This is a genomic window from Mycobacterium sp., from assembly GCF_052145595.1.
Lineage (GTDB): Bacteria > Actinomycetota > Actinomycetes > Mycobacteriales > Mycobacteriaceae > Mycobacterium.
This window is the reverse complement of record NZ_JBKQOI010000212.1, coordinates 1-25,526: the sequence shown is the minus strand read 5'-3', so window position 1 is coordinate 25,526 and position 25,526 is coordinate 1. Positions and strand designations below refer to the sequence as shown.

Below are 25,526 nucleotides of genomic sequence, written 5' to 3'. Positions count from 1 at the left end.
GTCGCAACGGTGCTCTTACTGCGGGCATGTCGCGCCGGAAAACCGTAAGAGCCAAGCGGTTTTCCAGTGCGTGGCCTGCGGTGCGGGGCCGTGCAATGCTGACGTGAACGCCGCACGCAACATCGCCGCCGGACGGGCGGTGACAGCACGGGGAGACCTCGGCGCTAGCCGGTCTGCGAACCGTGAACCTCAACTCTGTTCTCCTGCTGCCTAGGTGTAACGGGGTTGGAATCCGCTGGCTCAAGCCGGTGGAGGACGTCAAGCCCATAGTTGCCCTTCCAGAGCGTTCTCGGCATCTTCCAGGCTACCGGCGTAGGCGCCGGTGGACAGGTACTTCCAGCCGGCGTCGGCGACCACGAGGGCGATGTCGGCCCGCTCACCGGCCTTGCACGCAGCGTTCCCGAGTCCGAGCGCGGCATGCAGCACCGCGCCGGTCGAGATGCCGGCGAAGATCCCTTCCGAGTACACCAGCTCGCGAGTGCGGCGCACGGCGTCGGCCGCGCCGACCGAGTACCGCGTAGTAAGCACCTGCGGGTCGTACAGTTCGGGCACGAACCCCTCATCGATGTTGCGCAGCGCATAGACCCCCTCGCCGTAGCGGGGTTCGGCGGCCACGATCCTGACGCCGGGCACACGCTCACGCAGAAATCGCCCGGTACCCATCAGCGTGCCCGTGGTGCCCAGGCCGGCGACGAAATGGGTGATCTCGGGTAGGTCGGCGAGCAGTTCGGGGCCGGTGCCGAAGTAATGCGAGTCGGTGTTGGCCGAATTGCCGTACTGATACAGCATCACCCACGACGGGTTGGCCGTGGCCAGTTCCTTGGCTTTGGCCACCGCGGTGTTGGACCCGCCCTCGGCCGGCGAGAAGATGATCCGCGCGCCGTAGAGCTCCAGCAGCTGACGCCGTTCCACCGAGGTGTTCTCGGGCATCACGCAGATCAGCTGATAACCCTTCAACCGGGCGGCCATCGCCAGCGAGATGCCGGTGTTGCCGCTGGTGGGCTCGAGGATCGTCGCGCCGGGCGCCAGTAGGCCGTCGTGCTCGGCTTGCTCGATCATCCGCAGCGCCGGCCGGTCCTTGATCGAGCCGGTCGGGTTGCGGTCCTCGAGCTTGGCCCACAGCCGCACATGCGGCTCGTCATCCCAGCGCGGCGAGAGCCGCTGCAAACCGACCAGCGGCGTGTTACCCAGGGCGGCCAACAGCGAGTCGTAGCGCGTCATGCGCTCCGCTCACCCACCCGCCACGGCGGGCAGGATGGTGACCGAGTCGCCGTCGGCGATCGCAGTGGCCAGACCGCCGGAGAATCGGACATCCTCGTCGTTGACGTAGACGTTCACGAAGCGATGCAGCTTGCCGTTATCGATCAGGCGCTCGGAGATACCGGAGTAGTTGGCCTCCAGGTCGCTGAGGACCGCACCCAGCGTGTCGCCGCTGGCCGACACGCGCTTCTCGCCGCCGGTGTGTGGCCGCAGGATGGTCGGGATGGACACGGTGACGCTCATACGGGCCTTTCTAGGATTGGTCTTTGGCTTCGTACCGCTCGACGACGTCGACGGGCTCCTCCGTGACGGCGCCGTCGACGATGCGATAGCTGCGCAGCTCGTGGCGGTCCGGGTCGCGGGTGGACACCAGCACGTAGTGCGCATCCGGTTCGGCGGCCAGGTTCACATCCGTGCGGCTCGGGTAGGCCTCGGTCGCGGTGTGGGAGTGGTAGATGACGACGGGGGCCTCGTCCCCGTCGTCCAGCGCTCGCCACACCTTGAGCTGTTCCTGCGAATCGAATCGGTAGAACGTGGGAGAGCGCTCGGCATTGAGCATCGGGATGTGCCGCTCGGGACGATCGGAGCCCTCCGGGCCGGCCAGTACCCCGCACGCCTCGTCGGGATGGTCGCGGCGCGCATGCGCAACGATCGCCTCAACCAGGTCGGCACGGATCACCAGCACGTCAACGGTTCCCTTTCCCGAATGCTCCGGGCAACACGTCGCGGTAGGTCGGTATTCCAGCCACCGATTCGGCGGCCAGCACCCCGGCCAGAACCGCACGTGCCAGGCAATCAGCCGCGGCCGCACCCACCTCGGTGACCAACCCCGCCTCCGGGGAGAACGCGGCGGGCGGTGTTTTCCCGCCGGCCTCGGGCAGCACCTCGACCGCCCCGGTGGCCAGCGCGAACACCGTGTCGCCGTCCAGCGGGGTGTGCGCCGGCCGGATGGCGCGGGCCAGGCCGTCGTGAGCGGCGATCGCGACCCGCCGGCATCCAACCGGGCTGAGCGCGGCGTCGGTGGCGACCACCGCGATAGTGGTATTCAAGGTATTCAGCGGGTTCAACGCGGACGGCAACTTCGCGAACGCATCGACCTGCCCGGCCGGCGGCGGCGTCAGCGCGAACTCCTCGGTTAGCTCCGCCATCCACGGCAGACCGGTCGCCCGGTCGGCGATGTCGCCCGCGCAGTTGACCGCGACGACCGCGCCGACGGTCACGCCGGACGGCAGCGCGATCGAGGCCGTCCCGATACCGCCCTTGAGTACCCCGGCCCGCGCTCCCACCCCGGCGCCGACGGTCCCGACGGCCATCGGCGCGCCTTCGCCGCCGGTCGCCGCCGCACAGGCCGCATAGCCGAATTCAGCCGTCGGCCGGCGGTCCCAGCCACCGACCGGCAGGTCGAAGATCACCGCGGCGGGCACGATGGGCACCACGCCGCCATCCATCGCCACACCACGGTCGTGTTCTTCCAACCAGCGCATGACGCCGTCGGCGGCTGCCAGACCGTAGGCGCTGCCGCCGGCGAGCAACACCGCGTCGACGAACCGCACCGTGTTGGCCGGGTCCAGCAGGTCGGTCTCCCGGGTGCCGGGCGCACCACCGCGGCAATCGACGGCGCCAACGGTCCCGGGCGGGGTCAGCACGACGGTGACGCCGCAGGCCCAACCGGCGCCCAACGACGCGTCGGGGTCCAGTTTCTGATAATGCCCGACGCGGATACCCCCGACGTCGGTGATGGAGTTCATCGGGACCCCATCAACACCAGGACCAGGTATTCCTGCAGGACGGTCAGCCACTGGTAGACGTCGAAGTGCACGGCCAGCGGGTGGTCGGCCGGCAGCCGATCGGGCCCCTGCGGCCCGATCTCGAGCATGACTCCCAGCGTCAGCCGAATGTCGTTGACCGCCGTGACCCAGGCGTTCGCCTCTTCCTCGGTCAGCTCGAACCGGCCGCCCTTGTCCGGAACGGTGTCCAACAAATGTTGTGCGGCAACACGTTTGGCGTTGATGATCTCCGGTTCGTGCAGACTGCGCAGTGCGGCGTTGAGGCTGTCGGCGACGTCGGGGACCGAGGGGTGATCGTCGTCCGGCTTGAAGAAATCCGGCAGCAGCCGTCGCAGCGTCGGATCCGCCGGCGGTGCCGCGTTTCCGGTCTTGATACCGGTGATCTCCTCGAGTTCGTCTCTCGGGGAGGAAGATTCGCGCTCGTCGAGCAAGCCGATCATCGCGCCGACGAGGTTCTTGAGCAGGGCGGCCTCGTGCGCGGCCAAGGCGGACCGAAAACGGGGACCGTCGGCGGTCTCGACGCGCTTCCACTTGCGCACAGAAAGTCCCGGATGCCCTCGAATCTCACCGGTCCTGCTGCATCGTCGCCCACAAACCGGCGGCATGCAGCTTGGACACGTCGACTTCCATGGATTCCCGGCTGCCCGCCGACACCACCGCCTTGCCTTCGTTGTGCACCTGCAGCATCAGCTGGGTGGCATGCGGCTCGCTGTAGCCGAACAACTTCTGGAAGACATACGTCACATAGGTCATCAGGTTGACGGGATCGTCCCACACGATGGTGACCCATGGACTGGCCGTGACGTCTACCGGAGCGGACTCGCGTTGCCTGGTAGTGCCCGGCTTAGTGGGCGCTGACGCAACAACCATGGCTTACACGATACCGAGAACCGGGTCTGCTGCCGCCGGCCGTTACCGTTGCGGCATGAACGAGCCGGTCTTGGCTGGCCTGCTGACCGACAAGTACGAGTTGACGATGTTGGCAGCGGCGCTGCGCGACGGCACCGCCAATCGCCGGACCACGTTCGAACTGTTCGCCCGCCGACTCCCCGAGGGTCGCCGTTACGGGGTGGTCGCCGGAACCGGCCGGCTGTTGGAAGCGTTGCCGCAGTTCAGGTTCGACGATGACGCATGCCAGGTGTTGGCGCAGTTCCTCGATCCGGACACAGTGCGGTACCTGCGCGATTTCCGGTTCGGCGGCGATATCGCCGGCTACGCTGAAGGCGAGCTCTACTTCCCCGGGTCGCCCGTCCTTTCGGTGAGCGGCAGCTTTGCCGAATGCGTGGTACTCGAGACACTGGCGCTGTCGATCTTCAACCATGACACCGCGGTCGCGTCGGCAGCGGCGCGAATGGTCAGTGCGGCCAGGGGGCGCCCGGTGATGGAAATGGGATCACGCCGGACCCACGAACGTGCGGCGGTCGCGGCGGCTCGCGCCGCCTATATCGCCGGGTTTGCCGCGTCCTCCAATCTGGAGGCCCAACGGCGATACGGAATACCCGCCGAGGGCACGTCCGCGCACGCGTTCACCATGCTGCACGCCCGCGCTGACGGTCCCAGTGAAACGACCGAGCTGGCCGCGTTTCGTTCCCAGGTCGAGGCGCTGGGCGCTGACACCACACTGCTGGTGGACACCTACGACGTGACGACCGGCGTGGCCAATGCCGTGGCCGCCGCCGGGGCGGCGCTCGGCGCGGTGCGCATCGACTCCGGCGAGCTGGGAGTGCTGGCCCGCCAGGTCCGTGAGCAGCTCGACCTGCTCGGTGCCACCCGGACCCGCATTGTGGTGTCCGGCGATCTCGACGAGTTCTCCATCGCCGCGCTGGGCGCCGAGCCGGTGGACAGTTACGGCGTCGGCACGTCGCTGGTGACCGGTTCGGGTGCTCCGACCGCGAACATGGTCTACAAACTGGTCGAGGTGGACGGCATGCCGGTGCAGAAGCGCAGCAGCCACAAGGAAACCCACGGCGGCCACAAAGAGGCGCTGCGCTTGTCACGCCCGACCGGCACCATCACCGAGGAGGTCGTGCATCCGGCGGGCCGTCCGCCCACCGTCACCGAACCTTTCCGGGTGTTGACCACCCCGCTGGTCCGGGGCGGAGAGGTGGTATCGAAACCGAATGTGATGGCGGCGCGCGAGCTGGTAGCTTCCGGGCTGCGCAGCCTGCCGTGGGAGGGGCTGAACCTATCGCACGGCGAGCCTGCGATCACGACCACGCAGATCCAAGCCGGACGAGGCTGACACCGGCCGACGAGCAAAGAGAGCAACCACGTCCGACGTAACCGTGTCCGTGCCCGAGCTGTTGGCCATCGCCGTGGCCGCGCTCGGTGGCAGCGAGCGCAGCGGCCAGCTGCAGATGGCCGCCGCGGTCGCACAGGCCTTCGAAACCGGTGAACACCTCGTCGTGCAGGCCGGCACCGGCACCGGCAAGTCGCTCGCGTACCTGGTTCCCGCGATTGTCCGCGCGGTCAGCGACGAGGCGCCGGTCGTGGTTTCGACGGCGACGATCGCCTTGCAGCGTCAACTCGTCGATCGCGATCTGCCCCGGCTGGCGGATTCGTTCGCCGATGCGCTGCCCCGCCGGCCGCGCTTCGCGCTGCTCAAAGGGCGACGGAACTACTTGTGTCTGAACAAGATTCACAACGGTAGCGGAGCCGACACAGATGAAGAGGTTTTCGGCGAGCGGCCGCAGGAAGAACTCTTCGACGCGATGGCGGTCACCGCCCTGGGCCGCGACGTGCAGCGGCTCACCGCCTGGGCGTCGACGACCGATTCCGGTGACCGCGACGACCTGAAGCCCGGTGTAGCGGACCGATCCTGGTCCCAGGTCAGCGTTTCCGCGCGGGAGTGCCTGGGCGTGGCCCGCTGCCCGTTTGGCTCGGAGTGCTTCTCCGAACGGGCAAGAGGTCAGGCCGGCCGTGCTGATGTTGTCGTCACCAACCACGCGCTGCTGGCCATCGATGCCGTCGCCGAATCCGCGGTGCTGCCAGAACACGCGCTGCTGGTGGTCGATGAGGCGCACGAGTTGGCTGACCGGGTGACGTCGGTGGCCACCGCCGAGCTGACGTCGGCAACCCTCGGTGTTGCTTCGCGGCGGATCACCCGATTGGTGGGTCCGGAACTGAACCAGCGGCTGGAGGCGACGGCTGCCAACTTCGGCGCGGCGATCCACGACGCCCAGCCGGGCCGCATCGATCACCTCGACGAGGAGATGGCGACCTATCTGACGGCGCTGCGGGACGCGGCCGGCGCGGCACGGTCGGCGATCGACACCACGAGCGACGCCAAGGCGGCGTCGGCACGCGCCGAAGCGGTTGCGGCACTGAGCGAGATAGCTGATACCGCGTCGCGGATCCTGACGTCGTTCATCCCCCCTATCCCCGAGCGCACCGACGTGGTCTGGCTGGATCACGAGGACAACCGGGGTTCGCCGCGCGCCGTGTTGCGGGTGGCGCCGCTGTCGGTCGCCGGCCTGCTGCGCAATCAGGTGTTTTCGCGTTCGACCACGGTGTTGACATCGGCGACCCTGGCGATCGGCGGGTCCTTCGACGCGATGGCCACGGCATGGGGCCTGACCGGGCTGGACGCCGAGGGCGACCAGCCCTGGCGTGGCCTCGACGTCGGGTCGCCGTTTCAGCACGCCAAGGCGGGAATCCTGTACGTGGCGGCCCATCTGCCGCCGCCGGGCCGGGACGGCGCCGGCTCGGCCGAGCAGCTGACTGAAATCGCCGAGCTCATCACCGCCGCCGGCGGGCGCACCCTGGGACTGTTCTCGTCGATGCGGGCCGCCCGGGCCGCCGCCGAGGCCATGCGCGAACGACTGTCCACGCCGGTGCTGTGTCAGGGCGACGACAGCACTTCCGCGCTGGTTGAGCAGTTCAGCGCCGAGCCGGAAACCTCGCTGTTCGGCACCCTGTCGCTGTGGCAGGGCGTCGACGTGCCCGGCCCGTCGCTGTCGCTGGTGCTGATCGACCGCATCCCGTTCCCCCGGCCGGACGATCCGCTGCTGAGCGCGCGACAGCGCGCGCTGGCCGCACGCGGGGGCAACGGTTTCATGGCGGTCGCCGCAAACCATGCCGCACTGCTGCTGGCGCAGGGGTCGGGTCGGCTGTTGCGCCGCGACACCGACCGCGGAGTGGTCGCGGTGCTCGACTCCCGAATGGTCACCGCGGGCTACGGCGGCTATCTGCGGGCCTCGCTGCCGCCGTTCTGGCAGACCACCGACGCGGCACAGGTCCGCGGGGCGCTGGAGCGGCTGCGCACCGCCTCGGAGGGCCTATCCGCCTGACACGCCGGCTACCGAGCCAGGGTGACCAGACCAAGCTCGTTGCTGGCCGCAAGCATCGGGTGGCGGGGCAGGATGCGCACGGTGTAGCCGACCGCACCCGCCAGGGGCAGTGGCGTCGTGGTCGAGAAGACCTGGCTGCCGCCCTCGGCGGTACCGGTATAAGACATTTCGACGGTGACCGGGTCCAGCAGTGCGTCGCTGGCGTCGACCCTGCCCACCACCGCTTGGACCGTGACCTCGTCGGGCGCCAGGCCGGCCAGCTGTAAGGTCGCGGTCAGGGTCAGCTTGGAGCCGAGCACAGGGGTGTCCGGCAGGCCGGTGCTGTCGACGTCGGTGATGGCGATCTTGGGCCATGCCGCTGCGGCGCGCCTGCGATAGGCGGCCAGCTCGCGGGCCGCACCGAACTCGCCGCCGGTCGGGTCGTCCTCGGCGGGCGCGATGGTCCTGCGCAGCGACTGCGCCGCGGGCGTGTAGTACTGCTCGACGTAGTCGCGCACCATCCGGGAAGCGAGCACCTTCGGGCCGAGGGTCTGCAAGGTGTGGCGTACCATTTCGATCCACCGGGGCGGCACGCCGTGTTCATCGCGCTCGTAGAACGTCGGTGCCACCGATTGCTCCAGCAGCTTGTAGAGCGCGCTGGCCTCCAGATCGTCGCGACGGGACTCGTCGGCCAGGCCGTCGGCAGACGGTATCTCCCAACCGTTTTCGCCGTCGTAGCATTCGTCCCACCAGCCGTCCCGGATGGACAGGTTCAGCCCGCCGTTGAGCGCGCTCTTCATTCCCGAGGTGCCACAGGCCTCCAGCGGCCGCAGCGGGTTGTTGAGCCAGACGTCGCAGCCCCAATACAGCAGCCGGGCCATCGACATGTCGTAGTCGGGCAGAAAGGCGATGCGGTGGCGCACCTCCGGCCGATCGGCGAACAGCACCACCTGCTGGATCAGCGCCTTACCCCCGTCGTCGGCCGGGTGCGATTTCCCCGCGACGATCAGCTGCACCGGCCTTTCCTCATCGAGCAGCAGCTGTTCGAGCCGCTCCGGATCACGCAGCATCAGTGTCAGCCGCTTGTACGTCGGCACCCGCCGGGCGAACCCGATGGTAAGCACGTCCGGATCGAATGCTGTTGATATCCAACCTAATTCGGCATCGGACGCACCGCGTTCCAGCCATGAGCTGCGCAACCGCAGCCGGACATCCTCGACCAGCAGGGTCCGCAGTTGCGAGCGGATCCACCACAGACGGCCCGGGTCGACCTCTTGCAGTCGCAGCCACACCCCCGGGTCGCCGAACGAGTCCGATCCGGCGAGCTCGCGCCCCAGCTGCAACCATTGCGGCGCCGCCCAGCTACGCGCGTGAACCCCGTTGGTAATCGACCCGATCGGCACCTCGCTCTGGTCGAAACCTGGCCACAGCTCGTTGAACATGGCCCGACTCACCCGGCCGTGCAGCAACGAGACACCGTTGGCCCGTTGCGCCAGCCGCAGACCCATATGGGCCATGTTGAATTTGGTCGGATCGTCCTCGGCGCCCAGCGCGAGGACCCGGGCGGTCGGGACCCCCGGCAGCAACATGGGCGCACCCTTGGCGCCCGCTTTCCGGTCGGGATCGCCATCGAGGTGGTCGTCGAAGTAGAGCCGCACCATGTCGATCGGAAACCGGTCGATACCGGCGGGCACCGGGGTGTGGGTGGTGAACACGGTGCTGGACCGCACGACGGTCAACGCGGTGTCGAAGTCCAATCCCGAGTTGGTGATCAACTCCCGAATGCGTTCGGTTCCGAGGAACCCGGCGTGGCCCTCGTTCATGTGAAATACCTCGGGGGCGGGCAGCCCCTCGATGGCGGTGAACGCGCGGATCGCCCGTACCCCCCCGATGCCGGCCAGGATCTCTTGCTTCATCCGATGTTCCTGGTCGCCGCCGTAGAGGCGGTCGGTGACGCTGCGCAGCTCGTGTTCGTTTTCGGGTACGTCGGAATCCAGTAACAGCAGCGGAACGCGACCCACCTGCGCGACCCAGACCCGGGCCCGCAGCTGCGCGGACTCGGGAAGCGTCAGCTCGACCAGCACGGGGTCGCCGGTGGCATCGGTGAGCAGCCGCAACGGCAACCCTTGCGGGTCCAGCGACGGGTAGGTCTCGTGCTGCCAGCCGTCTGCGGTCAGCGACTGCCGGAAGTACCCGGAGCGGTAGTAGAGGCCCACCGCGACCAGCGGAACCCCCAGATCGGACGCGGACTTCAGGTGGTCACCGGCGAGAATCCCCAAGCCGCCCGAGTAATTGGGCAGCACCTCGGCGATCCCGAACTCCATCGAGAAGTACGCGATGGCCGCCGGCATCGCTCGGCCATCTTCTGAGCCTTCGTGCTGCCGGTGCTGATACCAGAGCGGCCGGCTCAGGTAGTCGTCCAGTTCGGCCGCCAGCTCGTCGAGCCGGCCCAGGAATCCCTCGTGGAGCGCTAATTCGTCGAGCCGCGCCGGGTTCACCGCGCCGAGCAACGCCACCGGGTCGCGGCCGCACCGCGCCCACAGCGTCGGGTCGACGGTCGCAAACAGGTCCTGCGTCGGCTTGTCCCATGACCACCGCAGGTTCGCCGAAAGCTGGTTTAGCGCGACGAGACGCTCGGGCAGATGAGCACGGACGGTAAAGCGGCGGAGGGCCTTCACACGTCATTACCTTACTGAGGATTCCGATGTTCGCAGGGTGACTAACTGACCGTTTACATTCGGGAGTGTGACCGGCCACTAGGGTGGGTATCGGGTAGTTGTTGGGGCCGCACGATGCTTCCCCAGTGGCTTCCCCATCGGCTTAGTTCCCCACGACAGGAAGTTTCTTCAGACGAGAGCATTCCGCGACGGAGCACACCGCGGTTTGGCCGCACAATCGGAACGGAGTTGTTGTGCCCGGTCGTGTCGAGATCGATGACGTCCAGCCGGTCGTTTCCTGCGGCGCATACCCCGCCAAGGCCGTCGTCGGCGAGATGGTCCCGGTCAGCGCCGCGGTATGGCGGGAAGGCCACGAGGCCGTCGCAGCGACGCTGGTGGTGCGCTACCTCGGGCCGCGCTATCCGCAACTGACGGAGACCCGCCGAATCAAGGCGGTTCAGGCTCCCGAACGGCCGGTGTCCGCGCCCGGGGCCAGGGCCGCCGAGCGGATCAGGCCGCTGCTGCTCCCCATGACGATGGGCCAGGAGCCCTTCGTTTTCCACGGTCAGTTCATCCCGGACCGCGTCGGGCTGTGGACCTTCCGGGTCGACGGGTGGGGTGACCCGATTCACTCCTGGCGGCATGGCGTGGTTGCCAAGCTGGAAGCCGGCCAGGGCGAGACGGAACTGTCCAACGACCTGCTGATCGGCGCCCACCTGTTCGAGCGTGCCGCGATGGGCGTGCCGCGCGCGCTGCGCGAACCGCTGCTGGCGGCGGCCGCCGCGTTGCGCACCCCCGGGGATCCGGTGACCCGCACCGCGCTGGCGCTGGCCCCCGACATCGAGGAACTTCTGGCGAGCTATCCGTTGCGGGAGCTGGTCACCCGGGGCGAACAGTTCGGGGTCTGGGTGGATCGGCCGCTGGCCCGCTTCGGCTCGTGGTACGAGATTTTTCCGCGCTCGACAGGCGGGTGGGACGCCGACGGCAAGCCGGTGCACGGCACCTTCGCCACGGCGGCCGCGCAGCTTCCGCGCATCGCGAAGATGGGGTTCGACGTCGTGTACCTGCCGCCTATCCATCCGATCGGCAAGGTGCACCGCAAGGGCCGCAACAACTCCCCCACCGCCGCTCCCGGAGATGTGGGGTCGCCGTGGGCGATCGGTAGCGATGAGGGCGGCCACGACGCTGTTCACCCGGGTCTGGGCACGATCGACGACTTCGACGACTTCGTCGCCGCGGCACGCGATCTGGGCATGGAGGTGGCCCTGGACTTGGCGATGCAGTGCGCCCCGGACCATCCGTGGGCCCGCGAACACCGCAGGTGGTTCACCGAATTGCCGGATGGAACCATCGCCTACGCGGAGAACCCGCCGAAGAAGTACCAGGACATCTATCCGCTCAACTTCGACAACGACCCCGCGGGTCTCTACGATGAGGTCCTGCGCGTGGTCCGGCACTGGATCGACCACGGCATCAAGTTCTTTCGGGTCGACAACCCGCACACCAAGCCGCCCGACTTCTGGGCCTGGCTGATCGGTCAGGTCAAAGACGCCGACCCCGACGTGCTGTTTCTGTCCGAGGCCTTCACGCCGCCGGCCCGCCAGTACGGCCTGTCCAAGCTGGGCTTCACGCAGTCCTACAGCTACTTCACCTGGCGGACAGCCAAATGGGAACTCACCGAATTCGGCAACGACATCGCGGCACTCGCCGACTTTCGCCGGCCGAACCTGTTCGTCAACACCCCCGATATCCTGCACGCGGTGCTGCAGCACAACGGCCCGGGCATGTTCGCCATCCGCGCGGTGCTGGCGGCGACCATGAGTCCGGCGTGGGGGGTCTATTCGGGTTACGAGCTGTTCGAGCACCGCGCGGTGCGCGAGGGCAGCGAGGAGTACTTCGACTCGGAGAAATACGAGTTGCGTCCCCGCGACTATGCGCGCGCGCTTGCCGAAGGAAAATCGCTCGAGCCGTTCATCGCGCGGCTCAACGCGATTCGTCGCTTGCATCCCGCACTGCAAGAGTTGCGCACCATTCATTTCCACGGCGTGGACAACGACGCACTGCTGGCTTACAGCAAGTTCGACCCGGCCACCGGCGACTGCGTGTTGGTGGTGGTGACGCTCAACGCGTTCGGACCCGAGGAAGCGACGCTGTGGTTGGACATGGCGACATTGGGTATGGAGCCCTATGAGCGGTTTTGGGTGCGCGATGAGCTGACCGGGCAGGAATTCCAATGGGGACAGGCCAATTACGTTCGCCTCGACCCCGCGCAGGCGGTCGCCCACATCGTCAACATGCCACTCATACCGTACGAATCCCGAATCAAACTGCTGCGTAGGAGGTGACGGGCTATGAGCCGAACCGATGAAATCGCCGGGACACACCTGGCACCCGACCCAGCCGACCTGAACCGGCTATTGGCGGGCGCACATCACAACCCGCACGCCATCCTGGGCGCCCACGAGTACGGCGACCACACCGTCATCCGGGCATTCCGGCCGCACGCGTCGGAAGTCGTCGCCCTCGTCGGTGACGACAGGTTCCCGTTGCAGCACATCGAGTCCGGCCTGTTCGCGGTGGCTGTGCCCTTCGTCAACCTGATCGACTACCGGCTGCAGGTGAGCTACGAGGGTTCCGGCTCACTCACCGTGGCAGACGCCTACCGCTTCCTGCCCACCTTGGGCGAAGTCGACCTTCATCTGTTCGGCGAAGGCCGCCACGAGCGACTCTGGGAGGTCCTCGGCGCCCATCCACGCTCGTTCACGACGGCCGACGGCGCGGTAGAGGGAGTCTCGTTCGCCGTGTGGGCGCCCAACGCCAAGGGCGTCAGCTTGATCGGCGAGTTCAACGGTTGGACCGGCAACGAGGCTCCCATGCGGGTGCTGGGCTCCTCGGGAGTATGGGAGTTGTTCTGGCCCGGTTTTTCCGCGGACGGTCTGTACAAGTTCCGCGTGCACGGCGCCGACGGCGTTGTGACCGAGCGCGCCGACCCGTTCGCTTTCGCTACCGAGGTGCCGCCTCAGACCGCATCGCGAGTGACGCATAGCGACTACACCTGGGATGACGCCGACTGGATGACGCGGCGTGCGCAGCGCAACCCCGTGTTCGGGCCGATGAGCACCTACGAGGTCCATCTCGGATCCTGGCGCCCCGGACTCAGCTATCGCCAGCTCGCCCGCGAGCTGACGGATTACGTTGTGGAACAGGGCTTTACCCACGTGGAGCTGCTGCCGGTCGCCGAGCACCCGTTCGCCGGGTCATGGGGATACCAGGTCACGTCGTACTACGCGCCCACATCGCGATTCGGCACACCAGACGATTTCCGGGCGCTGGTCGACGCCCTGCACCAGGCCGGTATCGGTGTCATCGTGGACTGGGTGCCGGCCCACTTCCCGAAGGACGCATGGGCGCTGGGACGCTTCGACGGCACCGCGCTCTACGAGCACGCAGATCCCAAGCGCGGGGAGCAACTCGACTGGGGCACTTACATATTCAACTTCGGCCGTGCGGAGGTGCGAAACTTTCTGGTGGCGAACGCGTTGTATTGGCTCGAAGAGTTCCACGTCGACGGCCTGCGGGTGGACGCGGTCGCGTCGATGCTGTACCTGGACTACTCGCGCCCCGAGGGCGGCTGGACCCCGAACGTCTACGGCGGGCGGGAGAACCTCGAGGCGGTGCAGTTCCTGCAGGAGATGAACGCCACGGCGCACAAAGCCGCGCCGGGCATCGTCACCATCGCCGAGGAGTCGACGTCGTGGCCCGGGGTTTCGCGGCCGACCAGCCTTGGTGGCCTGGGCTTTTCGATGAAATGGAACATGGGCTGGATGCACGACACGCTCGACTACATCGGCCGCGATCCGATTTACCGCAGCTACCACCACCACGAGATGACGTTCTCCATGCTGTACGCGTTCAGCGAGAACTTCGTGCTGCCGATCAGTCACGACGAGGTGGTGCACGGCAAGGGCACGCTGTGGGCTCGGATGCCGGGCAACAACCATGTAAAAGCCGCCGGGCTGCGCAGCCTGCTCGCCTATCAGTGGGCGCACCCGGGCAAGCAACTGTTGTTCATGGGACAGGAATTCGGCCAACGCGCCGAGTGGTCCGAGCAGCACGGTTTGGACTGGTTCCAACTCGAGGAGAAAGGTTTCTCCAACGGGATTTTGCGTTTCGTGCGGGACATCAACGACATCTACCGCAACCACTCGGCGCTGTGGAGCCAAGACACCGTTCCCGACGGCTATTCCTGGATCGATGCCAACGACTCCGCCAACAACGTCTTGAGCTTCCTGCGTTACGGCAAGGACGGCTCGGTAATGGCCTGCGTGTTCAATTTCGCCGGATCAGAACACAGCGGCTACCGGCTCGGCCTACCTTCCGCCGGCCGCTGGCGCGAGGTGCTCAACACCGACGCGACGCACTACAACGGCTCCGGGCTCGGCAACCTCGGCGGCGTCGACGCCACCGAGGACCCGTGGCATGGCCGTCCTGCGTCGGCGGTGCTGGTGTTGCCGCCAACGTCCGCGTTGTGGCTGGAACCCGAATAGCGCGAGCTTAAGGATGCACGCCGAGCGTCGACTTGTTGTTGGGATTCCGCCTTGATTGGCCCAACAACTCGACGTTCGCCGACCCGGATCAGTAGAGCGCGTTGGCGAGGTTGCGCCGACCGACGACAACCTCGGGATCGGCAGGATCGAAGAGTTCGAACAGCTCGATCAACCGGGTGCGGACTCTAGTGCGCTCGTCTCCAGATGTGCTGCGCACCAACGCAATCAGACGCTCGAATGCGCCCCTCACATCCTGGTTGAGGATTTGCACGTCGGCGGCCGCGAAAGCGGCCTCGATGTCGCCCGGCGCGGCATCTGCGACGGCGACGGCGTCCGGGCGTTGTGCCGTTGCGCGAGTGAGGAACTCGATCTGCCGAATCGCGCCCTTGGCCTCGACGCTGCCCGGATTGGCATCCAGGATCGCCTGATACGACTCTTTGGCGGCGCCGAAGTCGCCGGCATCAAGGTGTTCGCGAGCCGCAGCCAGCTCCGGATCGACCTCGGCGAGATCCTCGGAACCACCTGGGCCCCTTAGCTTGCCGGCCGTGGCCGACAGCAATGAGTCCACCCAGCGACGCAGTTGATCGGCGGGCTGGAGGCCTTGAAAGCTGGACAGCGGCTGGCCGGCCGCCAAAGCCACTACGGTCGGGACCGCTTCGACGCCGAATATCTGGGCCACCTTGGGTGCCACGTCGACGTTGACCGTCGCCAGGGACCATTTGCCGTCGTCCCCGGCTGCCAGTCCGGACAGCGTGTCAAGCAGCTCGACGCACGCGTCACTGCGCGGTGACCACAGCAACACCACGACCGGCACTTCATCCGACCGGATCAGCACTTCCGCTTCGAAATTGGCCTCGGTGACCGCTGTGACACCGGGCGCCCCGGGCGCCTCCGACGTTGGCCGCCCCGCGGGACCGCCTGCCGAAGCGTTCTGCTGGGCTCGCTGCTTGAGGCCGGACAAATCGACCGCACCGGTCATCGCCGGCCCGATCGAGGATCGCGGACGCGTCACGCCGTCAAGTTTGTCATGCGCATCGGTTACCCATCCACCCGGTGGCATGGACGCTCATACACGGGCAACATCCGCCCGAAGATCGTCGCCGAAATGGCCATGATCGGCCGTATGACGAAGATCACAATGGTACCCGCAGGCCCCGTTCCAGCAACGGCGACGGGCCCGCGCCCGAGGACCCTCGAGAATCCCCGGAGAACCCGGCTAACCGGCCCGCAGGATCAGCGCGTCACCCTGGCCCCCGGCCCCGCACAGCGCCGCAACACCGTAACCGGAGCCGCGGCGGGCCAGTTCCAGGGCCACATGCAGCGTGATTCTGGCTCCCGACATGCCGATCGGATGCCCGACAGCGATCGCGCCACCATTGACGTTGACGATCTCGGGATCTACGCCGAGTTCGCGGGTCGAGGCCAGCGCCACCGCCGCGAACGCCTCGTTGATCTCCACCACGTCGAGCTGGTCGACGGAGATGCCCTCACGGCCGAGCGCTTTCTTGATCGCGTTGGCCGGCTGCGACTGCAACGTCGAATCCGGTCCGGCCACCACGCCGTGCGCACCGATCTCGACCAGCCACGTCAGGCCCAACTCCTCCGCCTTTTCCTTGTTCATCACCACTACCGCTGCCGCGCCGTCGGAGATCTGCGACGCCGAACCGGCGGTGATGGTGCCGTCGCGGCGAAACGCCGGTTTGAGACCGGCCAGGGACTCCGCAGTGGTGTTTGCGCGGATCCCCTCATCCTCGGCGAACTGCAGCGGATCCCCCTTGCGCTGCGGGATGTTCACCGGCACCACTTCGTCGGCGAAAATTCCGTCCTTCCACGCCGCGGCCGCCTTCTGGTGGGACCGGGCAGCGAACTCGTCCTGCTCGGCGCGGGTGAACTTGTCGACGTCGTTGCGCTGCTCGGTGAGTGCGCCCATCGGCTGGTCGGTGAACACGTCGTGCAGGCCGTCGTAGGCCATGTGGTCCAACACCGTGACGTCGCCGTACTTGTAGCCCGAGCGGCTGTCCATCAGCAAGTGGGGCGCCTTCGTCATCGACTCCTGGCCACCGGCCACCACCACGTCGAACTCTCCGGCCCGAATGAGCTGGTCAGCCAGCGCAATGGCGTCAATGCCCGACAGGCACATCTTGTTGATGGTCAGCGCCGGGACGTCCCAGCCGATGCCGGCCGCCACCGCGGCCTGGCGGGCGGGCATCTGGCCGGCGCCGGCGGTCAGCACCTGGCCCATGATCACGTATTCGACCGCCGACGCTCCCACCTCGACATTCGGGAAGGCCTTCTCCAGCGCGCCGGCGATGGCGATGGCGCCCAGATCGCTGGCGGAAAAATCCTTCAGCGAACCCATCAGCTTGCCGATGGGTGTCCGTGCTCCAGCAACGATCACCGACGTCGTCATGACTACCTCCTAGGCGTGCGCGGGCGGCCGATTCGGCCCCCTGAAGAAGCGCAATCTTTGCCGCCACGTTACCGTTATGTGATGACGACCGATCAAGTTGACGCCCGTCAGATCCTTGCCACCGCGGTGGTGACGGCGATCGATCACGTCGGCATCGCAGTCGCTGACCTCGACGCGGCAATCGCCTGGTATCACGACCACCTCGGCATGATTCTGGTTCACGAGGAAGTCAACGACGACCAGGGCATCCGCGAAGCAATGCTGGCGGTGCCCGGTGCCCCGGTCGGCACGGCACAAATCCAGTTGATGGCCCCGGTCAACGATTCCTCGGCAATCGCCAAGTTCCTGGACAAGCGCGGTCCGGGCATCCAGCAGCTGGCGGTTCGGGTCGGCGATCTCGACAGCCTCTCCGAGCAGCTCCGCTCGCAGGGTGTCCGGCTGACCTACGACGCGCCCAGGCGTGGCACGGCAAACTCGCGGATCAACTTCGTTCATCCCAAGGACGCCGGCGGCGTTCTGATCGAGTTGGTCGAGCAGGCTTCCTAGCAACCCGGCAATCAGGACCACTTTCGGGTCGGACCGCGATTAGCGCGGTTGGCCCAGCAAGGGGTGTGCCAATGCCGCCGGTCCTCGACTCCCGGTGGGCCTCCCGCTAGCGGAGAGTCTGCTGGCCACACGACCACATGCGCAGTGCCGAAAGGGATTTCGTGATCGCAGCCGGGACAGCGATAGGTCTTGACCGCACGGGCGGCGGCGACGGGGTGCACTTCGTAGTCGTAGCCGTCGGGCCCCGTTTCGACCCCTCGCAGGACGGACGATAGCGCCGCCGGGCGATGCCGGCGGGGCGGTGGGCGTCGCCGAGCCATGCGGTCAGTCTAAACGGGCCAAGTCAGAACAGTCGGTACTCGTCGCTGTCCATGCCGCGCATCTTGTCGTAATCCAGTGTCAGGCAACGAATCCCGCGATCTGTGGCCAGCGTGCGCGCCTGCGGTTTGATCTGTTGGGCGGCGAACACCCCCTTCACCGGCGCGAGCACGCTGTCGCGATTGAGCAACTCGAGATAGCGGGTGAGCTGCTCCACGCCGTCGATCTCGCCGCGCCGCTTGATTTCCACCGCGACCGAGCCACCCCGTTCATCGCGGCACAACAGATCGACCGGCCCGATCGCGGTCATGTACTCGCGGCGAACCAACGTGTATCCCTCGCCCAGCAGTTGGACGTGCTCGGCGAGCAACGCCTGTAGGTGCGCCTCGACTCCGTCCTTCACCAATCCGGGGTCGACGCCCAGATCGTGGCTGGAGTCGTGCTCGATGTCCTCGACGGTGATGCACAGCTGCTCGCCCGCTTTGTTCTCAACCACCCAAACCGGCAGCCGGCCGCTGAGCTCTTCGGTCAACCAGCAGGGCGGGCTCATCCAGTTCAACGGCTTGTAGGCCCGGTCGTCGGCGTGCACACTGACCGATCCGTCGGCCTTGAACAGCAGCAACCTGCGCGCGGACGGCAGATGTGCGGTGAGCCGGCCGACGTAGTCGACGGTGCACTGGGCGATCACGAGACGCACCCGACTCACCTTAGAGCGCCACCGACGAATTAGGCTGGCGCCACCATGTTGGCCAACAAGACCCTGGCGCAACGCTTGGGCCGGGTGCTCGAGGCGTTGACCCGTCAGAGTGGTCGGCTGCCGGAGACCCCGGCGTACGGTTCTTGGCTGCTCGGACGGGCGACGGAAAGCCCACGGCGTCGGCGGATACGCATCCAGTTCATTCTGACCGTTCTCGTCGCGGTGGTGAATGTGATCGGGATCGGCGTCGCCATACTGCTGGTGACGGTCGCCATTCCCGAGCCGAGCGTGTTCGACGACGCGCCGTTGTGGATCACCTTCGTCGCCGCTCCCGCCTACATCGCACTGGCTGTGGCGGTGGGGTCGTATTGGATCACCCGGCGAACTGTGCTCGCGCTGCGCTGGGCAATCGAGGAACGCAAACCCAGTCGCCTCGACGAGCGCAACACCTTCCTGGCCCCGTGGCGACTCGCGACCGTCGACCTCACCCTGTGGGGAATTGGGACGGCTTTGTTGACCACCCTCTACGGCATGGCCAACACCATGTTCATCCCGCGATTTCTGTTCGCGGTCGGCTTTTCCGGCCTCCTGGTCGCCACCGCCAGCTATCTGCTCACCGAGTTCGCGCTGCGTCCGTTCGCCGCTCAGGCCCTCGAGGCGGGACGACCGCCACGGCGGCTGACGGCGGGCATCATGGGCCGAACCATGATGGTGTGGCTGCTCGGTTCGGGTGTGCCCGTCGTGGGCATTGCGCTGATCGCGTTCTTCCAGCTGATGATGCGAAATCTGACGGAGGACCAGTTCGCCGTCGGAGTGTTCATCGTTGCGGCCGCGGCATTGATCTTCGGGTGCTTCCTGATGTGGATCCTGTCCTGGCTGACCGCCACACCGGTGCGGGTTGTGGCTGCCGCCCTCCGGCGCGTGGAGCGTGGCGATCTGCGGGGCGACCTGGTGGTGTTCGACGGGACCGAGCTCGGTGAGTTGCAGCGCGGTTTCAACGCGATGGTCGACGGTCTGCGTGAACGCGAACGCGTGCGCGACCTTTTCGGCCGGCATGTAGGGCGCGAAGTCGCCGCAGCCGCCGAACGCGAGCGACCGAAACTGGGCGGCGAAGAACGCCACGTCGCTGTCGTGTTCATCGATATCGTCGGATCCACGCAGTTGGTGACCAGCCACCCTCCGACCGAAGTCGTTGCGGTGCTCAACCGGTTCTTCGCGATCGTCGTCGAGGAGGTCGACCGACACCACGGACTGGTCAACAAGTTCGAAGGTGACGCGACGCTGGCGATCTTCGGGGCCCCGATGCGCCTCGACCGTCCCGAAGACGAGGCGCTGGCCGCTGGGCGGGCGATCGCCGACCGGCTCGCCACCGAAATGCCCGACCTCGAGGCCGGCATCGGTGTGGCGGCGGGCCAGGTCGTCGCCGGGAACGTCGGCGCCAGGGAAAGGTTCGAATACACCGTAATCGGCGAACCGGTCAACGAGGCGGCCCGACTGTGCGAGCTGGCCAAGTCGCACCCGCGCCGATTGCTCGCGACCTCGGACGCAGTCCAGGGTGCGAACGAAAAGGAGTGCGCCCGTTGGTCTTTGGGTGATACCGTGACTCTTCGAGGGCACGACAAACCCACCCGGCTGGCCTCACCCGTTTGAGGCCCGCTCAGCAGGATAAAAATTATCCTGGCTGCGCGGCCTTCGCCCCGGTGCGTGGGGCGATCGATCCTCTCCCGTTGGGCGTGAATGTGTAGGTCTCACCATGTGATAGGTAGACGAATCTCGTCCTGGCGGTTGAAGCCTGGGCCGCCTTCTTGAAATCGTCAAGTCCGGACAGGAACACCGAAAAGTCGTTGTAGTGGATCGGGATGGCGGTGCGAGGTTTGGTGATCTCGACGGCCTTCACTCCTTGCTCGCCCGTCATCGTGACCACCGTGACAAGGAAGGTCGTCCCGCCCGTGTGAATCATGCCGAGGTCTATGTCGGGGTACCGGCGCGGAATTTCCTCCAGGCCGTCGACCAGCATCGTGTCCCCTGTTATATAGAGCCGGTAAAGGTGATCGGCATTGCGGCTGAAGTCCAGCATGTGTCCGTTGACAGGCATCAGCAACTCGTTGACCGCCTCGTCCGTCGCGTGCTTGCCCGGCATCGCGGTGATATTCAGCCTCGCCTCGCCTTTGTGCACCTCGAGCGATTCCCAGGTGTCCAGGGGATAGCCACGTTCGAAGCCGAGAGCTTTGAGCTTGTCCACCGCGTCAGCCGTCGACACGATGGGCAGCTTCTTGTCGAGCTCTTGTGCGGCGACATCATCAAAATGATCGCCGTGGTAATGCGACAAGACGATCAGGTCTATCGGCGGCAGATCAGCGATCTGGCAAGCCGGCTCGACCTCGCGCCGTGCCCAAATGCCATGACCCAGGTAGACGTGTTCGCCTTTGTGCAGGAAGGCGGGATCGGTCAGGATCGTCAGTCCGCCAAAGCGGATCAATGTGGTGGCGTTACCGATGAAATAGACATCGCCCTTATCGAAATCGGCTGTCCCACTGCTAGTTAACTCCAACAAAGTCATCGCGCTCCTCGAGTGGTGGTTGCCAGTCATCGGTACGAACAGCTTCGTCGCGTCAAGGGTTCCGGCGGCCCTTCCAGTCCGCCGATAAAGTGCCGCAATTTCATAGGCCAGATTATTCGTCCGCTGTCGATCCATCGCAATGCTCAGACCCTGAGCCTTCCATGGCGCCCTGCCCGTTCTCAGCCCACAATCACGGTCCAATCCTCCGATATCGCGACGCAGCAGTGACAGCTCAAATTCGACAGCTGCCTAAATGAGCCGCTCAGCGCCGCCCAACAGGCACGCCAAGTCGACATGCCAACGGCCGAGGCACACTCGACGGCTAGAAATTCAGCCCGGAGAACATGACCCGGCCGGGATCGTACTTCTGCCGTACGGCGCTCAGCCGGAAAAGATTCGCGCCAAAGTAGCGCGAAGCCGGCTGGTTCGCCTCGATGTAGTTGACATAGCCGCCGACCGAATACGGTTGCACCGCTTGGTGTGCCGTAGCGAGCCAGCTGGTCGCCGCCGACGGGTCACCGGGTGTTTCGACGTACCACTGCACCAGCGAGGACTGCTGACGCCACGGAAAGGCCGTCGCCCCCGGTGCCACACTGGCCAGCGCGCCGTCGAGGGCATGCATGATCGCCAACATGCGACCGGCCCCACGCGGAAAGGCATCGACCGCCGAGGCGATCCCCTTGGCGGCGGCCGGAGTGATCGTCGTAAAAACATCGGAGCCGCCGACATAGCCGAGCGGCGACGGGTTGAGGTTCCCGACGGCCAGATACCTCACCAGATCCAAATAGTTGAACGTGTGGTTCTCGGTACCGGCCGGTTGCATCCCCACGGCCGAAGTGATGGCGTTCGCCACGCTGCCGCCCGACCCGGCGGGGCAGGTCCCCATGATCCGACAGTGCGTACCCATCGCATCGGTCGTGCTGTCCGCCAGTGCCCAGCTGTTTCGGTCGGCGGTCCGCAGCCAATTCTGCCAACCGACGAGGACCTGCGCGAACGACTGCGGCGGGAAATTGAGGTTCACCACGTCGACGTCGTGGGTGGGGAACGTGGCGAAGGTCAGTGAGGTTATGACCCCGAAGTTGCCGCCACCGCCACCGCGCAGCGCCCAGAACAGGTCGGGGTTGTTGGCGGCAGACGCGGTGACCGCCTGGCCGCCGGGAAGCACCACCGATGCCGACGTCAATTGGTCACAGAGCAGGCCCGCGTGCCGGGACTGGGCGCCCAGCCCGCCGCCCAGGGCGTGGCCCCCGGCACCGACCGACGGGCAGGTACCCGTCGGGATTCCCCGGCCGGCCGCGGCCAGGGCCTGGTGAATCGCATACAAGTCGGTTGCGGGCGTCACCGTGACCTGCCCGCTGGCGGCGTCGTAGTTGATGCCCCCGGGCAGCTGACGCAGGTCGAGCACCATGGTGCCGTTAGCCGTGGACCCCCCTATGTAGGAGTGCCCACCGCTGCGCGGAGCGACCTTGAGGTTGTGGGCAGCGGCGAATGCCATTGCCTTTTGCACATCCGCCGGCGATGTCGGGGTAACGATCGCCGCCGGCGTGGAGCCGTTGTAGTTGGTGTTGAAAACCTGTTTGGCCGAGGCGAATTGCCCGTCGCCCGGCGTCAACACCGGGCCGCCGATGGCGGTGGAAAGGGCGCCCCAACCGGAGGTGTTCGGAGCGGCCGTAGCCGGGACAGAGCCGACTCGGCCCGATCCGAAAACTGCGCCGGCGGCTAACGCTCCGGCGGCACCACGCAGGAAGGTCTGGCGGGAGATCTCACGCGCCAACGTCGGGCTCCCGCGATCGCTTCATGCCCCGCAGTGTCAACCATGGGACGACAAAAACCGCGGTGGCGCGTCGCGCGATATCCGAAACGTGCGCGAACCGTTACCAGACGACCGCACGGCCCCGCCCACGATCATGTCGTTTTTCCGCCAGTTTTGTCGGTGGGCGGGTGTAACTGTTGAGGCGTGCATGAGGATTTCGAACGCTGCTACCGGGCGGTGCAGTCCAAGGACGCCCGGTTCGACGGCTGGTTCGTCACCGCGGTGCTGACAACCCGGATCTACTGCCGGCCCAGCTGCCCGGTACGGCCGCCGTTCGCTCGCAACGTTCGCTTCTATCCGACCGCGGCGGCCGCGCAACGTGCGGGATTCCGGGCATGCAAGCGGTGCCGTCCCGACGCGTCCCCGGGATCTCCCGAATGGAATGTGCGCGGTGACGTCGTTGCGCGGACGATGCGGCTGATCGCCGACGGCACGGTGGACCGCGAAGGCGTCGGCGGCCTGGCGGCCCACCTCGGTTACACCACCCGTCAGCTCGAGCGGCTTTTGCAGGCGGAGGTCGGTGCGGGCCCACTCGCGCTGGCCCGCGCGCAACGCGCCCAGACCGCCCGGGTGCTGATCGAAACCACCGACCTGCCGTTCGGTGACGTCGCATTCGCCGCCGGGTTTTCCAGCATCCGTCAGTTCAACGACACCGTGCGCCTGGTGTTCGAAAACACACCGACGGCGCTGCGCAAGCGCGCGGCGGTCCGGTCCGCGTCCTTGAAATCCCGAGCGAATTCCCCAGGGGCGGTGTGCCTTCGCCTACCGGTGCGCACACCGTTCGCCTACGAGGGCGTCTTCGGTCATCTGGCGGCCGGTGCCGTGCCCGGCTGCGAGGAGGTGCGCGACGGCGCATACCGACGCAGTCTGCGGCTACCCGCCGGCAGCGCGGTGGTCAGCCTGACGCCCGCCGTCGATCACGTCCGCTGCCAGCTGGTGCTCGACGACTTCCGCGACCTGACCACCGCGATCGCGCGCTGTCGGCGGCTGTTGGACCTCGATGCCGACCCCGAAGCGGTGGTCGACGCGCTCGCGGGTGACCCGAACCTCGCTCCGGTCGTGGCCAAGGCGCCCGGACAACGTATTCCGCGCACGGTCGACGAGGCCGAACTCGCCGTGCGCGCGGTGCTGGGCCAGCAGGTGTCGACGAAAGCCGCAAGGACCCATGCGGGCAGGCTGGTCGCGGCCTACGGCCAGCCGGTGCACGATCCCGAGGGCGCGTTGACCCATGCCTTCCCATCGGTCGAAGAGCTCGCCGAGATCGATCCCGTCCATCTGGCGGTCCCCGGCGCCCGGCGGCGGACACTGCGCGCCCTGGTTGCCGGGCTCGCCGATGGAAGCGTCGTCCTGGACGCCGGAAGCGACTGGGATAGCTCGCGCCGACAGCTGCTCGCCCTGCCCGGCGTTGGTCGATGGACCGCGGAGGTGATCGCGATGCGTGGCCTTGGCGATCCGGACGCCTTCCCCGCCAGCGACCTCGGCCTCCGGCTGGCCGCGGGGCGACTCGGCTTGCCTGCCGACCAGCGGACACTCGTCGAGCACAGCGCCCGTTGGCGGCCCTGGCGCTCCTACGCCACCCAACATCTGTGGACCACTCTCGAGCATCCGGTAAACCATTGGCCACCAAGGGAGGTCGCATGATCCACTACCGCACCATCGACAGTCCGATCGGACCGTTGACCCTGGCGGGGCGCGGCTCCGTCCTGACGAATCTCCGCATGGTCGAGCAGACCCACGAACCGAGCCGCGGCGGCTGGGCGCCCGATCCCGACGCATTTGGTGACGCAGTCGAGCAACTTGCCGGCTATTTCGCCGGACAGCTCATCGACTTCGATATCGAGTTGGAGTTGCGGGGCACCGAATTTCAGCGGCGAGTGTGGCAGGCGCTGCTGACAATTCCGTATGGAGAAACCAGGTCTTACGGGGAAATCGCCGAACAGGTCGGGTCTCCAGGATCCGCGCGCGCGGTGGGATGGGCCAACGGCCACAATCCCATTGCAATCGTGGTCCCCTGCCATCGGGTGATCGGCGCCAACGGAAGCCTCACCGGCTATGGCGGCGGACTCGACAGAAAGCGAACCCTGCTGGAATTGGAAAAGCAGCGCGCGTCGGTGAATTTGACATTATTCGATTAGGCCGATATCTGCGAATGCAAAAACACCCCCGTTTGCACGGGGGTGTTTTTGTGTATGTTCGGCGGTGTCCTACTTTTCCACCCTGATGGGCAGTATCATTGGCGCTGACAGGCTTAGCTTCCGGGTTCGGGATGGGACCGGGCGTTTCCCTGTCGCTGTGGCCGCCGTAACTCTATTGCGGAAACACTATTATTTTAGTTGTTCTGGTGGGGGGTGTGGTGCGCCACGACAATAGCCGTGGGGCATGGAATTTGTGGTTGCGATTGTGTGTTGGTAAGTTTTCGGCCGGTTAGTGCCAGTTCCCTGCACCCATTACTGAGCTTCCAGGTCTGGCCTATCGATCCCGTGGTCTGCGGGGGGCCTTATCCCTCTAAAAGGGTGAGAAACCTGATCTTGGAGAAGGTTTCCCGCTTAGATGCTTTCAGCGGTTATCCTGTCCGAACGTGGCTATCCAGCGGTGCCCCTGGTGGGACAACTGGTGGACCAGAGGTTCGTCCGTCCCGGTCCTCTCGTACTAGGGACAGGTTT

22 protein-coding genes and 2 rRNA genes are annotated in these 25,526 nt (G+C 66.5%); 9 read left to right on the top strand and 15 right to left on the bottom strand.

Features of this window, described 5'->3' with window-relative positions:
- A partial coding sequence (locus tag ACLP4W_RS19360; RefSeq protein WP_442388669.1) for a zinc ribbon domain-containing protein occupies nt 1–214 on the top strand: 214 nt, incomplete at its 5' end.
- 44 nt (nt 215–258) lie between these two features.
- Here the strand turns inward: ACLP4W_RS19360 and ACLP4W_RS19355 are convergent.
- From ACLP4W_RS19355 to clpS, 6 genes are read right to left on the bottom strand one after another with little or no spacing between them, the layout of a single operon-like run.
- Nucleotides 259–1,221, bottom strand: a complete 963-nt coding sequence (locus ACLP4W_RS19355) for a cysteine synthase (protein ID WP_442388667.1) — start codon at nt 1,219–1,221, stop codon at nt 259–261.
- Nucleotides 1,222–1,230: 9 nt separating this feature from the next.
- Nucleotides 1,231–1,503 (bottom strand): MoaD/ThiS family protein, encoded by a 273-nt coding sequence (locus tag ACLP4W_RS19350; RefSeq protein ID WP_442388665.1) that lies wholly within the window; start codon nt 1,501–1,503, stop codon nt 1,231–1,233.
- A 10-nt stretch (nt 1,504–1,513) separates the two neighbouring features.
- Nucleotides 1,514–2,005 (bottom strand): Mov34/MPN/PAD-1 family protein, encoded by a 492-nt coding sequence (locus ACLP4W_RS19345; protein WP_442388675.1) that lies wholly within the window; start codon nt 2,003–2,005, stop codon nt 1,514–1,516.
- Complete coding sequence (locus ACLP4W_RS19340; protein WP_442388663.1) at nt 1,947–3,008, bottom strand: P1 family peptidase; 1,062 nt, start codon at nt 3,006–3,008, stop codon at nt 1,947–1,949. The genes ACLP4W_RS19345 and ACLP4W_RS19340 overlap by 59 nt, the downstream gene beginning before the upstream one ends.
- Nucleotides 3,005–3,586 carry an oxidative stress transcriptional regulator AosR gene (gene aosR, locus ACLP4W_RS19335; protein WP_442388661.1) on the bottom strand — a complete coding sequence of 194 codons (582 nt, stop codon included), beginning with the start codon at nt 3,584–3,586 and terminating at the stop codon, nt 3,005–3,007. Before aosR ends, ACLP4W_RS19340 begins: the two co-directional genes overlap by 4 nt.
- 25 nt (nt 3,587–3,611) lie before the next feature.
- Entirely contained in the window at nt 3,612–3,917 is a 306-nt protein-coding gene (gene clpS, locus ACLP4W_RS19330) for an ATP-dependent Clp protease adapter ClpS (RefSeq protein WP_442388660.1), read from the bottom strand.
- Between the two features lie 55 nt (nt 3,918–3,972).
- Between clpS and ACLP4W_RS19325 the strand changes: the two genes are divergently transcribed.
- Together ACLP4W_RS19325 and ACLP4W_RS19320 are read left to right on the top strand one after the other, a co-directional pair.
- Nucleotides 3,973–5,289 carry a nicotinate phosphoribosyltransferase gene (locus ACLP4W_RS19325; protein WP_442388658.1) on the top strand — a complete coding sequence of 439 codons (1,317 nt, stop codon included), beginning with the start codon at nt 3,973–3,975 and terminating at the stop codon, nt 5,287–5,289.
- A gap of 49 nt (nt 5,290–5,338) precedes the next feature.
- Nucleotides 5,339–7,336 (top strand): ATP-dependent DNA helicase, encoded by a 1,998-nt coding sequence (locus ACLP4W_RS19320; protein WP_442388673.1) that lies wholly within the window; start codon nt 5,339–5,341, stop codon nt 7,334–7,336.
- 8 nt (nt 7,337–7,344) lie between these two features.
- Here ACLP4W_RS19320 and glgP read toward each other — a convergent pair whose 3' ends face one another.
- Nucleotides 7,345–9,993, bottom strand: a complete 2,649-nt coding sequence (glgP, locus tag ACLP4W_RS19315; protein ID WP_442388656.1) for an alpha-glucan family phosphorylase — start codon at nt 9,991–9,993, stop codon at nt 7,345–7,347.
- 233 nt (nt 9,994–10,226) lie between these two features.
- Here glgP and ACLP4W_RS19310 point away from each other — a divergent pair, with 233 nt between their 5' ends.
- Nucleotides 10,227–12,317, top strand: a complete 2,091-nt coding sequence (locus ACLP4W_RS19310; protein WP_442388654.1) for an alpha-1,4-glucan--maltose-1-phosphate maltosyltransferase — start codon at nt 10,227–10,229, stop codon at nt 12,315–12,317.
- A 6-nt stretch (nt 12,318–12,323) separates the two neighbouring features.
- Nucleotides 12,324–14,519: a 1,4-alpha-glucan branching protein GlgB gene (gene glgB, locus ACLP4W_RS19305; protein WP_442388652.1), complete on the top strand. Its 2,196-nt coding sequence runs from the start codon at nt 12,324–12,326 to the stop codon at nt 14,517–14,519.
- Between the two features lie 88 nt (nt 14,520–14,607).
- On the opposite strand, the gene ACLP4W_RS19300 is transcribed toward glgB, so the two are convergent.
- Nucleotides 14,608–15,531 carry a co-chaperone YbbN gene (locus ACLP4W_RS19300; protein WP_442388650.1) on the bottom strand — a complete coding sequence of 308 codons (924 nt, stop codon included), beginning with the start codon at nt 15,529–15,531 and terminating at the stop codon, nt 14,608–14,610.
- Between the two features lie 204 nt (nt 15,532–15,735).
- Entirely contained in the window at nt 15,736–16,929 is a 1,194-nt protein-coding gene (locus ACLP4W_RS19295; RefSeq protein WP_442388648.1) for an acetyl-CoA C-acetyltransferase, read from the bottom strand.
- A gap of 78 nt (nt 16,930–17,007) precedes the next feature.
- Between ACLP4W_RS19295 and mce the strand changes: the two genes are divergently transcribed.
- Nucleotides 17,008–17,475, top strand: coding sequence for a methylmalonyl-CoA epimerase (mce, locus tag ACLP4W_RS19290; protein WP_442388671.1), 468 nt, complete (start codon nt 17,008–17,010; stop codon nt 17,473–17,475).
- A gap of 11 nt (nt 17,476–17,486) precedes the next feature.
- Here the strand turns inward: mce and ACLP4W_RS19285 are convergent, their stop codons facing one another.
- Together ACLP4W_RS19285 and nucS are read right to left on the bottom strand one after the other, a co-directional pair.
- Nucleotides 17,487–17,795, bottom strand: coding sequence for a hypothetical protein (locus ACLP4W_RS19285; protein ID WP_442388646.1), 309 nt, complete (start codon nt 17,793–17,795; stop codon nt 17,487–17,489).
- Nucleotides 17,796–17,818: 23 nt separating this feature from the next.
- Nucleotides 17,819–18,490, bottom strand: a complete 672-nt coding sequence (nucS, locus tag ACLP4W_RS19280) for an endonuclease NucS (protein WP_442388644.1) — start codon at nt 18,488–18,490, stop codon at nt 17,819–17,821.
- 45 nt (nt 18,491–18,535) lie between these two features.
- Here nucS and ACLP4W_RS19275 point away from each other — a divergent pair, with 45 nt between their 5' ends.
- Nucleotides 18,536–20,140, top strand: a complete 1,605-nt coding sequence (locus ACLP4W_RS19275; RefSeq protein ID WP_442388642.1) for an adenylate/guanylate cyclase domain-containing protein — start codon at nt 18,536–18,538, stop codon at nt 20,138–20,140.
- Between the two features lie 22 nt (nt 20,141–20,162).
- Here ACLP4W_RS19275 and ACLP4W_RS19270 read toward each other — a convergent pair whose 3' ends face one another.
- Nucleotides 20,163–21,050 (bottom strand): MBL fold metallo-hydrolase, encoded by an 888-nt coding sequence (locus ACLP4W_RS19270; RefSeq protein ID WP_442388641.1) that lies wholly within the window; start codon nt 21,048–21,050, stop codon nt 20,163–20,165.
- A 322-nt stretch (nt 21,051–21,372) separates the two neighbouring features.
- Nucleotides 21,373–22,824, bottom strand: a complete 1,452-nt coding sequence (locus tag ACLP4W_RS19265) for an FAD-binding protein (RefSeq protein WP_442388639.1) — start codon at nt 22,822–22,824, stop codon at nt 21,373–21,375.
- Between the two features lie 183 nt (nt 22,825–23,007).
- Here ACLP4W_RS19265 and ACLP4W_RS19260 point away from each other — a divergent pair, with 183 nt between their 5' ends.
- Nucleotides 23,008–24,504 (top strand): AlkA N-terminal domain-containing protein, encoded by a 1,497-nt coding sequence (locus ACLP4W_RS19260; RefSeq protein WP_442388638.1) that lies wholly within the window; start codon nt 23,008–23,010, stop codon nt 24,502–24,504.
- Nucleotides 24,501–24,998 (top strand): methylated-DNA--[protein]-cysteine S-methyltransferase, encoded by a 498-nt coding sequence (locus ACLP4W_RS19255; RefSeq protein ID WP_442388636.1) that lies wholly within the window; start codon nt 24,501–24,503, stop codon nt 24,996–24,998. The genes ACLP4W_RS19260 and ACLP4W_RS19255 overlap by 4 nt, the downstream gene beginning before the upstream one ends.
- 56 nt (nt 24,999–25,054) lie before the next feature.
- Here ACLP4W_RS19255 and rrf read toward each other — a convergent pair.
- Together rrf and ACLP4W_RS19245 are read right to left on the bottom strand one after the other, a co-directional pair.
- Nucleotides 25,055–25,167, bottom strand: a 5S ribosomal RNA gene (rrf, locus tag ACLP4W_RS19250).
- 100 nt (nt 25,168–25,267) lie between these two features.
- Nucleotides 25,268–25,526, bottom strand: a 23S ribosomal RNA gene (locus tag ACLP4W_RS19245); the annotation flags it as partial.